Origin of the sequence: Paraburkholderia sp. MM6662-R1, from assembly GCF_050436245.1 — a bacterium.
Taxonomy (GTDB): Bacteria; Pseudomonadota; Gammaproteobacteria; order Burkholderiales; family Burkholderiaceae; genus Paraburkholderia; species Paraburkholderia tuberum.
In genome coordinates this window covers 170,368-183,907 of the sequence record NZ_JBNDLV010000003.1, presented here as the reverse complement: position 1 = coordinate 183,907, position 13,540 = coordinate 170,368, and the positions used below count along the sequence as shown (strand labels likewise).

At 62.1% G+C, this 13,540-nt stretch carries 12 protein-coding genes and 1 pseudogene; 8 read left to right on the top strand and 5 right to left on the bottom strand.

What is annotated here, in order from left to right:
- Positions 1-20: 20 nt before the first annotated feature.
- The 3 genes from OKW39_RS23415 (at position 21) to OKW39_RS23405 (ending at position 3,918) form a co-directional block, all read left to right on the top strand.
- Positions 21-1,916, top strand: coding sequence for an FAD-binding monooxygenase (locus OKW39_RS23415; protein ID WP_429563809.1), 1,896 nt, complete (start codon positions 21-23; stop codon positions 1,914-1,916).
- 27 nt (positions 1,917-1,943) lie between these two features.
- A complete protein-coding gene (locus OKW39_RS23410; RefSeq protein WP_018422184.1) occupies positions 1,944-2,384 on the top strand; it encodes a MarR family winged helix-turn-helix transcriptional regulator in 441 nt (146 codons plus the stop codon).
- Between the two features lie 568 nt (positions 2,385-2,952).
- Entirely contained in the window at positions 2,953-3,918 is a 966-nt protein-coding gene (locus OKW39_RS23405) for a sulfonate ABC transporter substrate-binding protein (RefSeq protein WP_429563808.1), read from the top strand.
- Between the two features lie 33 nt (positions 3,919-3,951).
- Here the strand turns inward: OKW39_RS23405 and OKW39_RS23400 are convergent, their stop codons facing one another.
- Positions 3,952-5,352 carry an MFS transporter gene (locus OKW39_RS23400; protein ID WP_090811661.1) on the bottom strand — a complete coding sequence of 467 codons (1,401 nt, stop codon included), beginning with the start codon at positions 5,350-5,352 and terminating at the stop codon, positions 3,952-3,954.
- Between the two features lie 174 nt (positions 5,353-5,526).
- On the opposite strand from OKW39_RS23400, the gene OKW39_RS23395 reads away from it, so the two are divergent.
- The 5 genes and pseudogenes from OKW39_RS23395 (at position 5,527) to OKW39_RS23375 (ending at position 9,514) form a co-directional block, all read left to right on the top strand.
- Positions 5,527-6,075 carry a DUF488 family protein gene (locus tag OKW39_RS23395; RefSeq protein ID WP_429332482.1) on the top strand — a complete coding sequence of 183 codons (549 nt, stop codon included), beginning with the start codon at positions 5,527-5,529 and terminating at the stop codon, positions 6,073-6,075.
- Between the two features lie 93 nt (positions 6,076-6,168).
- Positions 6,169-6,279: pseudogene (locus tag OKW39_RS23390) on the top strand (uracil-DNA glycosylase family protein); the annotation flags it as partial.
- Between the two features lie 291 nt (positions 6,280-6,570).
- Positions 6,571-7,680, top strand: a complete 1,110-nt coding sequence (locus OKW39_RS23385) for a sugar ABC transporter substrate-binding protein (RefSeq protein WP_090811664.1) — start codon at positions 6,571-6,573, stop codon at positions 7,678-7,680.
- Entirely contained in the window at positions 7,680-8,684 is a 1,005-nt protein-coding gene (locus OKW39_RS23380) for an ABC transporter permease (protein WP_429563807.1), read from the top strand. Before OKW39_RS23385 ends, OKW39_RS23380 begins: the two co-directional genes overlap by 1 nt.
- Positions 8,684-9,514 (top strand): ATP-binding cassette domain-containing protein, encoded by an 831-nt coding sequence (locus OKW39_RS23375; RefSeq protein ID WP_018422193.1) that lies wholly within the window; start codon positions 8,684-8,686, stop codon positions 9,512-9,514. The genes OKW39_RS23380 and OKW39_RS23375 overlap by 1 nt, the downstream gene beginning before the upstream one ends.
- A 34-nt stretch (positions 9,515-9,548) precedes the next feature.
- Here OKW39_RS23375 and OKW39_RS23370 read toward each other — a convergent pair whose 3' ends face one another.
- From OKW39_RS23370 to OKW39_RS23355, 4 genes are all read right to left on the bottom strand, one after another.
- Positions 9,549-9,671: a hypothetical protein gene (locus OKW39_RS23370; protein ID WP_429332484.1), complete on the bottom strand. Its 123-nt coding sequence runs from the start codon at positions 9,669-9,671 to the stop codon at positions 9,549-9,551.
- 98 nt (positions 9,672-9,769) lie between these two features.
- Positions 9,770-10,918 (bottom strand): hypothetical protein, encoded by a 1,149-nt coding sequence (locus tag OKW39_RS23365; RefSeq protein WP_429563806.1) that lies wholly within the window; start codon positions 10,916-10,918, stop codon positions 9,770-9,772.
- 82 nt (positions 10,919-11,000) lie between these two features.
- On the bottom strand, positions 11,001-12,239 hold the full coding sequence (locus OKW39_RS23360; RefSeq protein ID WP_429332486.1) for a lipopolysaccharide biosynthesis protein: 1,239 nt from the start codon (positions 12,237-12,239) through the stop codon (positions 11,001-11,003).
- Positions 12,240-12,306: 67 nt separating this feature from the next.
- On the bottom strand, positions 12,307-13,536 hold the full coding sequence (locus tag OKW39_RS23355) for an ISL3 family transposase (protein WP_429562555.1): 1,230 nt from the start codon (positions 13,534-13,536) through the stop codon (positions 12,307-12,309).
- Between the last annotated feature and the right edge of the window lie 4 nt (positions 13,537-13,540).

The window sequence follows — 13,540 nt, the reverse complement described above, 5'->3', positions numbered from 1 at the left end:
ACTGAACGGAGGAGGACGTCATGCAATTTCATCTCAACGGTTTCCGGGTCGGCGATCCGACGATCGAGCCAGTCATCGGCAATGCGCATGCGGCGCAGATGCCCGAGACGGTCGACGTGCTGATCGTCGGCAGCGGCCCTGCCGGACTCGTACTGGCGGCGCAGCTGTCGCAATTCCCGTCGATCGGCACGCGCGTCGTCGAGCGTCGCGACGGACCGTTGCAGATGGGTCAGGCCGATGGCGTGGCGTGCCGTACCGTCGAGATGTTCAATGCGTTCGGCCTCAGTGACCGCCTGCTGCAAGAAGCCTATTGGGTCAATGAAACAGTATTCTGGCGACCCGATGCAAATGACCGCGGCGCGATCAGTCGTACCGGCCGAGTTCAGGATACCGAAACAGGCCTTTCGGAATTTCCGCACGTCATCGTCAATCAGGCCCGCATCCAGGAATATCTGCTCGACGTGATGCGCCGCTCCGCGCGACGGATCGAACCGGACTACGGCCTCGAAGTGGTCGACGTTCAGCGCGACGATACGCACGCATACCCGGTGCTGGTCACGCTGCGCCAGACCGATCCCGCGCGGCTCGACGAGACGATGTCCGTGCGTGCGCGCTATGTCGTCGGTTGCGACGGCGCTCGCAGCCGCGTACGCACCGCCATCGGACAAACGCTGCGTGGTGACGCGGCCAACCATGCGTGGGGCGTGATGGATGCGCTGGCGGTCAGCGACTTTCCGGACATCCGGGTGAAAGCGGCGATTCAGTCCGCGAGCAGGGGCAACCTGCTGATCATTCCGCGTGAAGGCGGATATCTGGTCCGCTTCTACGTCGACCTCGGCGATGTCACCCCGGAGAACCGCGACAGCATCAAGCAGATCACGGTCGATCGCATCATCGAGACGGCGCAGCGCATCCTCCATCCCTATACGCTCGACGTAAAAGAAGTGGCGTGGTTCTCGGTCTATGAGGTCGGGCAGCGCCTCACCGACCGCTTCGACGATGCCATCGCCGCCGACGGCACTTCGCGCGAGCCTCGCGTGTTCATCGCGGGCGACGCCTGCCACACGCATAGCGCCAAAGCGGGTCAGGGCATGAACGTGTCGATGCAGGACGGCTTCAATCTCGGCTGGAAGCTCGGCGCGGTGCTGGAGGGCCGCAGCGACGCCGCTCTGTTGCGCACGTATTCGGACGAGCGCCAACCTATTGCGCAGGAGCTGATCGATTTCGACAAGGAATGGTCGGCGATGATGGCCGCGCCGCCGAAGGATCCGAACCGGCCCGAGGCGGGCGGCGTCGATCCCGCGGAGCTTCAGGCGTACTTCGTTCGCGCTGGCCGCTACACGGCTGGCGTCGCAACGCGTTACCGGCCGGCCACCCTGACCGGTGAAGCGACGCATCAGGCGCTCGCCAAAGGCTTCGCGATCGGTACGCGCTTTCACTCGTCGCCTGTCGTTCGCCTCGCTGATGCAAAACCGTTCCATCTAGGGCATGCCGCGCAAGCGGACGGCCGCTGGCGCCTGTACGCTTTCGCGGACGCGTCGCGTCGTGCGCTGGATGCGCTGTGCGAGCATCTCGACAAGTCGCCCGATTCCGTTTTGAGGCTCTTCACGCCGAAGGACGCCGACGTGGACAGCGTTCTCGATCTGCGCGCGGTGCTGCAACAGCCGCATCGCGAAGTCCGCCTCGAAGACGTCCCCGCCCTCCTGCTGCCGCGCAAGGGTCGCCACGGCCTCATCGACTACGAAAAGGCATTTACGAGCGACGCGACGACTGATATCTTCGACGAGCGCGGCATCGATCGCGAACAAGGTGCACTCGTCGTGGTACGTCCCGATCAATACGTGGCCCATGTTCTCCCATTGAATGCGTATGCGGAGTTGAACGCCTTCTTTCGGCCCATCTTTCGCGTGCGTTAAACCACAACGAAACCCAAACCTCCGAAATTGCCGATCAAACCCGAAGACGCCGGCGCGCTCCCCAAATTTACTGGCAGCCTGGTGCGCCGTGCCCAACAGCGCCATGCAGCGGTCTGGCTGAGCGAGGTTTCCGCGGAGATCACGAGCGTGCAGTACGCGGCGCTCGAGGTCTTGCACGAGACGCCTGGCGTCAGTCAGCGGCAACTCGGAGACAAACTCGACGTGGATCGTTCGACGATTGCCGATCTCGTTGCACGCATGGTGCGCAACGGCCAGATCGAGCGCGCCGACGATCCTGTCGACAAGCGCAGTTATGTGCTGTTTCTCACCACTGCCGGTAAGAAGCAGCTCTCGGCCTTGCGTCCGCGCGTCGAGCAGGTCGAGCGCATTCTCACTGAAAGGCTGACGGCAAGCGAATTGGCGCAGTTGCGCCGGCTGCTTTCGGCACTGTTGCCGCCGCGGGCTTGATGCGCTTGCTTCTGAAGACCGCCTGCCGTCGCGGTCTGCCAGACAGCGCCTCCATTTCGGCTCCCATAGCCCCCTCCCCGCCGCCGCCTGGTTAGAACCGGGTGCCTTTCCAGAACAAATGACGGACGACGCACGCGAGCCCGCACATCTGTTCCGGCACGCAACCTGAAACGAAAACCGCGCCAGCGGACATTCGCACGATCCGGCATCCGCCAACCCCGCTGCGGCTCGCTTCATGCCAGCGCGGCGATCGCGCTTGGCTTATTCCCAGCAGCGCCATGCACGTCGTACCGCCGCTTACGCTCAAGCGCGATAACGATAGCGCTCGATATTATTTGTGCACTAACGAGCGCCTCTCTACGATCTCCGGACCTACACTTCGATCTCTTTTCAAAACATGGCTACGACAAAAGCGATCCTGACCGTTTATCACGGCGCCACGCTGCCGGCATGGGATGGCGCGCCCCAGCACTAACCTGACGCACGAACAACGCGCGACTCACGCCGCGGCGCTTCGGCCGCCGCGCATCCTGCCTTCTTCATTGCCCTCCTGATCGTATCGTCCGTCATGTCCATTAACAGAACGCTCCACGACCGCCGCATCTTCCTGAAACTTTCGCTCGGCGCCGCAGCGGCCGCGGCAGCACCGCTTTCGTTCGCGCAAGGCAACGCGCGCACGCTGCGCGTCGGCAATCAGAAGGGTTACCTGAATCTGCTGAAGGGCCGCGGCACCCTCGAAAAACGGCTCGCGCCGCTGAACGTATCGGTTACATGGACCGAGTTCGCGGCGGGCCCCGTGCAACTGGAAGCACTGAACGTCGGCTCGATCGATTTCGGCGACGTCGGCGAAGCACCGCCGATCTTCGCACAGGCCGCCGGCGCACCGTTGGCCTATGTGGCGGCGACCGTCAAGCGGCCGCGGTCGGAAGCGGTGCTGGTGCCGCCGCAATCGACGATCCGCTCGGTCGCGGACCTGAAGGGCAAACGGATCGCGCTCAACAAAGGCAGCAACGTCCACTACTTTCTCGTCAAGCTACTGCGCCAGCATGGCCTGCAATACGGCGACGTAAAGCTCGTGTTCCTCGCGCCCGCCGATGCACGCGCCGCGTTCGAGCGGGCGTCGATCGACGCGTGGGTCATCTGGGATCCTTTCTTCGCCGCGGCGGAGCAATCGCTCGGCGCTCGCGTGATTGCCGATGCAAGCGGCGTAGTCGGCAATCGGGCGTTCTACTTCTCGTCGCAGAGTTATGCGGCGAACAATCCCGACGTGGTCCGGATCCTGATCGAAGAACTCGACAAGGTCGATCAGTGGGGCAAGCAGAACAAGGATCAGCTCGCCAGCGAACTCGCGCAGCTATGGGGTCTGCCGAAGCAGGTCGTGGACGTGGCGGTGCAGCGTCAACAGTTCGGCACGCAGCCGATTACCCGCGCGATTCTCGGCGAGCAGCAACAGATCGCCGAGACGTTCCTCGATCTCGGCCTGATTCCGAAGCACGTCGACGTGCTGAAGGCGGCGCCTTCGAATCTCGCGTAGGCGTATGGGCGGCGCAACGACGCCGCAGCCGCGTCAACGCTCGGAGACCGGCCGCGTTGGCGTAGCCTGCTGTTCCGGCGGGGCGTCGCTGTGCTCCGTCATACGCCGCACCGAACTCACGCCGGCCGCGATCAACGCGAGCGCCGCGGCAATGCCGGCAATCAACGTGAGGTGCCGGCCATGCACGAGTCCGAACACGATGGACACCGCCACCGCGCCGCTCGACTGGCCGAGCAGACGACCCATCGATTGCAGGCCGGACGCGCCGCCGCTGCGATGCCGCGGCGCACTGCCGATGATCACGCGGTTGTTCGGCGACTGAAAGATACCGAAGCCGAGGCCGCAGACCGCGAGCCGCCACACGATGTCGAAACGCGTCGCCGTCTCGCCGAGCTGGCAGAGCATCGCGAGTCCGCACCCGAACACGACGAGCCCGACGCTGCTGATGCGTCCCGGCGCCCACCGATCGGACAGCCGGCCCGCGACCGGTGCGATCAACGCGGTCACGAGCGGCCACGGCGTCAGCAGAATGCCGGTCTGTGTTTCCGACAGCTTCAGCGTCTGCTCGAAGTAGAACGGCAGCATGATGTACGCCATCGTCTGCGCCGCGAACGAGAAGATCGACGTCGCCATCGACAATGAAAACACCGGCATGCGCAGCAGGTCGATGGGCAGCATCGGGGTCGCGAGCCGGCTTTCGCGTCGCACGAACAGCACGCCGGCCACCAAGGCGATCGCGACCATCACGGCGCCGCGCTGCGTCGCGCCCGCCTGGTTGAATGCCGCGAGACCGGAGATCAGCAGGCCGAATGTGAGCGCGTTGAGCAGGACGCTCAGGCCGCTCAGGCGAGCCCCCGAGGTCGGCGTCGCGGGCAACGTGCGCGCGCCGATCGACAGCGCCAGCACGCCGAGCGGCACGTTGACGAGGAACAGCCACTGCCAGTGCGCGACCGCCAGAATCGCCGACGCGATACTCGGCCCCGCCGCCGCCGAAACGGCCACCACCAGCGACGAATAGCCGACGCCGACGCCAAGCCGTGCCTTCGGGAAGACGAAGCGCACCAGCGCGATATTCACGCTCATGATGCCGGCCGCGCCGAAGCCCTGAAACACGCGAGCGACCGCAAGCACCAGCAGCGTGTGCGCATTCGCGCAGGCGAACGACGCCAGCGTGAAAAGTGCGAGTCCGTAGCAGTAGACCCGTTTGTAGCCGAGGCTGTCCCCGAGCACCGCGAGCGGCAGCAAGGACACCGTGATCGCCAGCTGATACGCGTTGACGACCCAGATCGCGCTTGCGGGCGATACCGCGAGGTCGTTGCTGATGGTGGGCAGCGCGACGTTGACGATCGAGGTGTCGAGCACCGACATCGTCATCGCGATGGCGATCGCAATGTACGCAAACGCACGTTGGGGATTGGGCAGGCCGTCGGTCATGGTGCAAGCGGGTCGAAAGAAAATGCGCGGGCGACTGCGTGCGGCGCGGGCGCCGTCGCGGGTGCATTGTTGCAACTTCGACTCGTACCTGAATCGGGACACAGTTGACGTTACTGCGCCGCACGTTGTAAGTCTGTAGGGATCGACGCCGCTATCAGCGCCGGCGAAGCACACATGGAAACGAAACGCCCTTTTTTCACGATCGGCCACTCGACGCGTCCGTTGCAGGAATTCGTCGACTTACTGAAAGGCGAGCAGATCGCCTTGCTCGTCGACGTGCGCAGCATCCCGCGCTCGCGGACCAACCCGCAGTTCAATCGCGACACGCTGCCCGCCTCGCTCGCACCGGAACATATCGACTACATGCATCTCGCCGCGCTCGGCGGACGCCGCAGCAGGCGCAAGGTTGACGCGCCGTCGCCGAATGCGTACTGGACGCATCCGGCCTTTCGCAACTATGCCGACTATGCAATGAGCGACGCATTCCGCGACGGGCTGGCGCAACTTCTGACGCTCGGTCATCGGCAGCGCTGCGCGATCATGTGCTCGGAGGCGGTCTGGTGGCGCTGCCACCGGCGTATCATTACGGACTATCTGCTGATGCACGATGAAACCGTGCTGCACATCATGGACGCACATCACACGAACGCCGCCACGATGACACCGGGCGCCGAGCCCCAGGCCGACGGCACGCTGATCTATCCGGCTCAGGCGCAGAACTGAGCCGACTCACGACACGACTGCGCACCAGTCACCTCGCACCGCTTTATGGCTGTTACCACCAAACGTCCGTCGAAACTCGACACGTCGCTCGATCCGTCGCCGCGCAATATCGCGTGGTTCAAGCGCAATGCCTGGTTCGAGGGCGCGGTGCTGCCGACGTTGCGCGAGCACGTGGCGACGGTGTTGGCGGGCGGCGAGCTTTGAGCGCCGCGCACCCATCCGCGCGATCGGCCGCTCGTGGTAAACACGCATCCTGACCCGGCGTCCCAATCTTCGGAACGGTTACGGGTATACATGGATTAGGAGTCGCTACCGCACTGCACTAACATTTTTCCGGTACCGCACGGCTCGTATCGAGCGCTTCCGAATCGGGGTTGCACGTCCCACGCCAAACTCTCGCGCTGCCCCGCGAACTCCCGGTGCCGTCCAGCATCTGCACGCAATCGACGCAACGTCGACCACATCGACCAATGAAGACAAGAACCGGAGGATCAGATGGCACAGCAACGGGATGACGATCAGAAAAACAGCGGCAACGGTTTCAGCACGGCGCGGCGGGGGCTGATGCAGGGCGCGGGACTCGGCGCAGCGCTTTCGCTGATGGGCGCGCTAGGCGGCGCGGGCGGTCTGATCGGCACCGCGCAGGCAGCGCAGACGGCTTTTCCGTCGCACAAGAAGTGGAGGATCGTGTTCGTCAATCACGTCACCACCAACCCGTTCTTCGTGCCCACGCAGTACGGCATTCAGGATGCCTGCTCGCTACTCGACATGGATTATCAGTGGACCGGCTCGGCCACTTCGGACGCGGGCGAAATGGTCCGCGCCGTGAACTCGGCGATTGCCGCGAAGGCCGACGCCATCGCGGTGCCGATCGTCGATCCGAGCGCTTTCGACAAGCCCATCCTGGCCGCGCTCGACGCCGGAATTCCGGTGTTCGCGTACAACGCCGACGCGCCGCGCGGCAAGAAGAATCCGCGCCTCGCGTATATCGGCCAGGACCTGTATCTGTCGGGCTACCAGATGGGCGAGCGCATCGTCAGTCTGATCGACAGCGGCATGGTCGGGCTGTTCATCGCCACGCCGGGGCAGCTCAACATCCAGCCGCGTCTGGACGGTGCGAGCGACGCCATCAAGAAGTCCGGCAAGAAGATCGACATCCAGACCGTGGCCACGGGCGCGACCGTCAACGAGGAACTGTCGAAGATCAAGGCGTTCTACCTGGGCCACCAGGACCTGAAAGGCATGTTCGCGGTGGATGCGGGCAGCACGCAGGGCGTCGCGCAGGTGATGAAAGAGTCGAACCTGCCGTCCAAAGGCGTGCACGGCGGCGGCTTCGACCTGCTGCCGAGCACGATCCAGCTGATCCACGAAGGTTTCCTCGACTTCACCATCGATCAGCAGCCCTACGTCCAGGGTTTCTATACGGTGATGGAGGCGTTCGTGTTCCTCAGCTCCGGCGGCCTCGTCGGCCCGGCCGACATCAACACCGGCCTGAAATTCGTGACGAAGGATAACGTCGAGCCGTACCTGAATACCTCGACGCGCTATGAAGGCAAGACCGACAAGGAGCAAATCGTTCCGAGATCCGGCGCAATCAAGTCCTGATGAATACAGTGAACGAAACCAGCAAAGCGGTCCGCGCGTCCCGGCGCGCGGGCGTTTCCTTCGCGTCTCAATGGGCGGCCGAGCTGCGCATCCTGCTCGTGGCCGTGTTGCTGGCCGCCTACTTCGAATTCGCAAACCACGATTTCCTGCTCACCAACGCGAGCCTCGTCAACCTGTCGCAGTTCATCGCGCCGGTGGCGATCATCGCGTTCGGCGAAATCATGTTGATGATCGGCGGCGACATCGATCTGTCGGCGGGCATGGTGTTCGCGTTCGCGCCATTCATGATGGTGTTCGCGAATGACGCGGGCGCGCCGATGTGGCTGGCCGTGATCGCGGGGCTCATGGCCGCGGGAATCGTCGGCTTCGTGAACGGGGCGGTGTCGGTTTGGCTGCGGCTGCCCTCGTTCGTTACGACGCTCGGCACGCTCTTTCTGATCAACGGTATCACGCTCACGATCTCGCGCGGCACGCCCGCCGCCACGCCGGGATCGCCCACCTTCGCCGCGTTCATGGGCGCGTGGGGCTACAGCGAGATCATCTGGACCCTGGTGATCGCGGCCGCGATGCACGTGCTGTTGCGACATACACGCTGGGGCCTGCATACGCAGGCCGCGGGCGCGAATCCGCTCGGCGCGAGCGAGGCCGGCATACATGTGAAGCGACTGCGCCTCGGCAACTTCGTCCTCGCCGCGGTGCTGGCGGGCTTCACCGGCATGCTCGAAGCCTTTCGCATTACCTCGATCGACCCGCAGGCCGGCGGCAACCAGATCATGTTCCTTGCCGTGGCCGCCGCCGTGATCGGCGGCACGCCGCTCACGGGCGGCTCGGGCACCATCGTGGGCGGCCTCATCGGCGCAGCGGTGCTCGGTATTCTGAACGACGGCTTTACACTGATCGGTATCAACGCGTTTACGTTCAACATCATTCTTGGCGCCGCGATTCTGGCGGCGATGATCTTCAACATCCACGTCGGGCGCATTCGCCGCAAGGGTGGACGATGATGGACCAATCGCAAACCTCCTCCGCGGGCGCCAATGCCACGGCCGCTGCGCGCAGCGCGCCGAACGCCCCGCTCGCGCTGCGCGGCGACAGCCTCGTCAAACGCTTCGGCGCGGTGACGGCGCTCGATGGCGTCTCGCTCACGCTCGGCAAGGGCGAGATCCTCGGCATACTCGGCGACAACGGCGCGGGCAAGTCCACGCTCGTGAAGATCCTCACGGGCTTTCATCAGCAAACGAGCGGCACGCTCCACATCGACGGCGAGGAGACGCTGTTGCGCTCGGTCGATCACGCGCGTTCGCTCGGCATCGAATGCGTGTATCAGGATCTCGCGCTCGCGAATTCGCTGAGTATTTACCACAACATGTTCCTGAACCGCGAAATCGTGCGGCGCGGGCCGTTCAGGCTGCTCGACCACAAACGGATGCGCGAGCGCGCGGCGCAATGCCTCGACGATATCGGCGTGCACGTGCCTTCGGTGGATTTGCCCGTGGAGCGTCTTTCGGGCGGCCAGCGCCAGGCGATCGCCGTGGCGCGCGCCGTGCATTCGAACGCGAAAATCCTGTTGCTCGACGAACCGCTCGCCGCGATGGGCGCGCGCGAGGCGGGACTCATCATCGACCTACTGATGCGCTTGAAGGAAAAAGGCGGCCTCTCGATCATCATGATCATGCACAACTATGCGCAGACGCTCGATATCGCGGATCGCATCATGTTGATGCAGCGAGGGCGCGTGACCTACGAGCAACAGAGCGCGCTGACTTCGGTGGCGGAGCTGATGGACATCGTGCAGCGGGAATACCGGGCCATGCGCGCCGGCGGCGCACAGTGAGCCCGCCGCGGCCCGCGACACCGCGCAACTCAGATCAGAAATCGATCTTCGCGTTCACGCTGACCATGCGCGGATCGCCCGGCGCGATGTAGTCCGAGTACTGGAACATCCAGTAGCGACGATTCGTGATGTTGCCAATCGCCGCGCGCAGCGTCACGTCATGCCCCCACCGATGCGCGTCAGATAGTTCGCCCCGATGTTTACGATCATGTGCTTCATCGACGGCCTACTGAGTCAGCGGACCGTCATTGCGATTCAGGAGGCGCTGCGATGCTTCGACAATGTGGACTGGTGATGGGCGCCGTCGTTCACTCGCGATGCACTCTGCGCCGATACCGTTATGTGTTCATCGTACGAGAGCCGCAGGACGAGAAACATGATCATCGGCGACACCGGCGAAAGATGCCGCAGAAATGACCCGTAGTCCGGCTCGAAAATAGCTTGCGTTGACAGGAAACTGACCAGAAAACAAAAACAAAGCGTCTCGAATCGGCCCATCGGAAATAGCGCCGCCGCGGAGCGATAACGCACAAACGCCATCGCAAAAGTGAAAAACACGCCAATGCCGCCCAGCATTTGCAGCGGAGAACCCGACGTAATCAACCGCACCGGCAAAACGAAGGTCGCCAGCGTGATGGCGACGTTCGCCACGCCAATGAACATACCACTGCCTGGAATGAACTGTACGATCATCGACCCCACCTCCTCCGGGTCCCGCCACTCATTGGCGTTCTGCCTTGCGAAATCCAGTGATTCGCCATAGGCCTTCTGGAACACGAAGGCGACCATCACAAACATGGCCAGCGCGAAAAAGATCAATGAAACCGGCCTTCTGAAGCCGTTTGGCGCGATATAAAGAAACACGGTTGCGGCCAGTGTAATGCCCCAGTACGATCTGAAGTACACGGCTACCAGCGCTGCCAGGACGACAAACAAAACCAATATCGCACGCGACGAGCTGTAAAACAGCATCAAAAGAGCCAGAACCGAAATGATGATTTCTTTCGATGGAACGCCGATGTAGACGGTCTGATTGGCGAGCCAGAAGGCAACCAGAAAGAACTCGGCCGGTTTTAGCGAAGTGACACCGGAACGCCAGACGGCGACAAACATGCCGATAGTCGATGCGAGAAATCCTATCAAAGAAATGGAGAAACTCTGGAGACCGAAGAAGTTGAACAGCCACGCGAGATTGTCAAATGAGTCGCCAAACGCCCTGAAAGCCGTGACGGTCTTCATCCGGTCGAAGATCACCAGTTCATCCAACAGAAAACGCGCCGGCAACGTGCTCTGGTGAAACGCGGAGATCGCATAAAGTGCGATGAACAGAATGAACCAGACCACGGCCGACACGCCTGGACTCGCATTCCTGCCGATGATGCCGGGGAGTTTTACAATGCGCATTCTCTTTCCCTGAACAAGTGAGCGACTCGCCTCGCGGTGGAGGAGCTAAACTTGCAGCGTCGCCGATTTTTGAGCGCAGAGATCACGGCGCTTCAAAACTAGGTTGGCGATTCAAATAAGCGTCCGGCTCCTTGCCGATCTTGAGCGCCTGGTAAGTACCCGCACTTGCCACGATCGTTCCACAGACGCTGAGCAGAAGAAGCGAGTGGATGAACCCGACGCCGAGGAATTGAGCCGTCGCAAAGATCAGGAAGATCGATACGGCATTGACTGCTTGAATCATCAAGTCGATCTTCAGCCGGTTCGCGACAATGAATACCTGAGCCATCGAGCCATAGATCGCCATCGTGATGAAATAGGGAACAAAGATCAGGTACACGGACATCGACGGTTCCCATTCGTCGCCCATCTTCATGTGGATAATCAGGCTAAGGCCTGCATAGCACGCTGCCACCAGAGAAATGCTGATAAACGTCAGCATAGTAAAAAACTGTTTCGAGGGATTCACTCTGTCTTTTCTGTGGCCGTCAAAATAATCGATCAGATCGCGGCGGAAGACAGCGCCCAAACTTTGCGACAAGAGGGACGCAGGGAAGTACCCCACACGATACGCCAGCGCAAAGATGCCGGCTTCACGATGATCGAAGATCATCGGCATCAAAATGGCGGACGCATAGATCACGAAGGAATTCAGCGTAGTGGTCGGCACACCAAATTTTGCATACTGGATCTGAAGCGCGGAGAACCTGATGAAGGCCAACGGGATCATCCGGCGCGCCGAGTAAAGGCAGATCGCGGCGGGCACAACGGTCGAGGCCAGAAAAATCCAGCTATAGACGTTGAATACGGTGGTGCCTGTGCACTCCCCTTTCGAAAACATCATCATGCAGACGAAGTAGACGGCGAACGCGGCATTAGGGAAGAACCGGATCGTCGCGATTTGCGCGTACTTTCTTTCGGTGGTGAGTGCTCCGCACAACGCCTGTTGCAGGAACACGCCAAGTGCCAGACCGATAACAGGTATGTATTCCGCATGCCCGGCCGCTGCCGTGGCCACCACGAGCGCCACGCCGATCCCTATGGCGACCGCACTGGAACTCGTCATTGCGCGCACGGCCTGGGCCTTGTCCGCCGCCATGCACGCAACCTCCAGACGCAAGCCGATCACCGACCCGATAAAAAGACCACCGGCCATGAGCTGGCTGAAATACCCGAGAGCCGTCGGCCCGCAGAACTTCCCGATCAATAGAATCGAAACGAAATTGAGCGCCTGACTCAGTACGACTCCAGCGATACTGACGATCGAATGTTTGATATTCACAATTTATCTACGTCGAAGTCCGGGTGAATTTTTCAGGCTCTTTTAAAAACTCAGTGGGTAATGCGGCTCACGAGGCATGCGGATTGAGTGCTGAGAAGTCGAGCTTGCCCGCGATGAGAAACAGCACGGTGCGCATGGTCTTGAAGCTGGCGTATCCCCGTGCCTTGCGTTTGGCGGCCTGAAACAGGCCGTTGATCGCTTCGATGAATCCGTTGGTCTGACGCGTCTGCGCCCACGCGATGATGCCGTCGAAATGACGACGGATCATGCGCGCGACGTCCTTCATGGGTTCGACTTTCGAGCGCATGACGTTGCCGCACCACCGGCGAAGCATTTTGGAGACGACGTGGATCTGTTTGCGATCGAGAATCTCGCGCAGCTGCTCGCGGTACATCCACGCACGCGCGGTGCGGTTGGTGGTGTACTGGCTGATCAGGGCCTCGAGATCGGTCAGTTGTGCGAGATCGAGCTTCCCGGCATCCTTGAGCAGCGACCAGCGCATACCCTTCAGCGACGGATCGGTTTTCTGCTGCGCGCGGCGCACGCCATCAAGCGCTTTGGACGCGTGCGCGACGACGTGAAACTTGTCGAAGGTCACCCGCGCATCGGGCAGATGCTCCTCGACGCCCTTGATGAAGGCGGGCGACATGTCGATGCTGACCGACTCGATCTGCGCAGGCGTTGCGTTGTGTTCCTCCAGGTGCCGGGCAAAGCGTTCGACAACGCCGGCATCTTTGCCTGGCGTGACGAAGACCACACGCCGCCCGTCCATGTCGGCGACCAGCGAAACATAGTCGTGGCCACGCCGGCACGAAGTCTCGTCAATAGCCACCGCAGTGACTTCGGACAGGTCAGTCGCGGCCACGGCCAGGTCCACGTAACGGTCACAGATGGCTTTCACCCGATGCCACGACAGGTTCACCACGCGTGCCACCGCGGCAAATGTCATCTCCCGGCACAGCGCCAGCACGAGTGCTTCAAACAGCAGCGTAAAGCCGTCCAGCTTGCCCATCCAGTCGGGTTCGATCAGGCGCACCGAGCCGTCCGGCAGACGTACCCGCGGCACCCGGACCTCCAGATAGCACTCATGTTGAAAGAAGTTGAGGTGCCGCAGCCGCTTGATCTGGGTGTCGTGAGCCGGGTGTTCGCCCGCCACACCGGGATATGGAAAGCGCGTACCCGCGACAAAGTCCACGGCAATGGTCAGCTCACGCCGCGCGGCATCGAAATCGACGCCTTGCACGTACCACGGCGCCTTGATCCCCAAGGCGGCTTCAAACAGTTGGGTCTGGTTCATCGGT

Coding starts and splice junctions, on each gene's coding strand:
- OKW39_RS23415 (WP_429563809.1), top strand. CDS start 21: ATGCAATTTCATCTCAACGGTTTCCGGGTCGGCGATCCGACGATCGAG.
- OKW39_RS23405 (WP_429563808.1), top strand. CDS start 2,953: ATGTCCATTAACAGAACGCTCCACGACCGCCGCATCTTCCTGAAACTT.
- OKW39_RS23400 (WP_090811661.1), bottom strand. CDS start 5,352: ATGACCGACGGCCTGCCCAATCCCCAACGTGCGTTTGCGTACATTGCG.
- OKW39_RS23395 (WP_429332482.1), top strand. CDS start 5,527: ATGGAAACGAAACGCCCTTTTTTCACGATCGGCCACTCGACGCGTCCG.
- OKW39_RS23385 (WP_090811664.1), top strand. CDS start 6,571: ATGGCACAGCAACGGGATGACGATCAGAAAAACAGCGGCAACGGTTTC.
- OKW39_RS23380 (WP_429563807.1), top strand. CDS start 7,680: ATGAATACAGTGAACGAAACCAGCAAAGCGGTCCGCGCGTCCCGGCGC.
- OKW39_RS23375 (WP_018422193.1), top strand. CDS start 8,684: ATGGACCAATCGCAAACCTCCTCCGCGGGCGCCAATGCCACGGCCGCT.
- OKW39_RS23365 (WP_429563806.1), bottom strand. CDS start 10,918: ATGCGCATTGTAAAACTCCCCGGCATCATCGGCAGGAATGCGAGTCCA.
- OKW39_RS23355 (WP_429562555.1), bottom strand. CDS start 13,536: ATGAACCAGACCCAACTGTTTGAAGCCGCCTTGGGGATCAAGGCGCCG.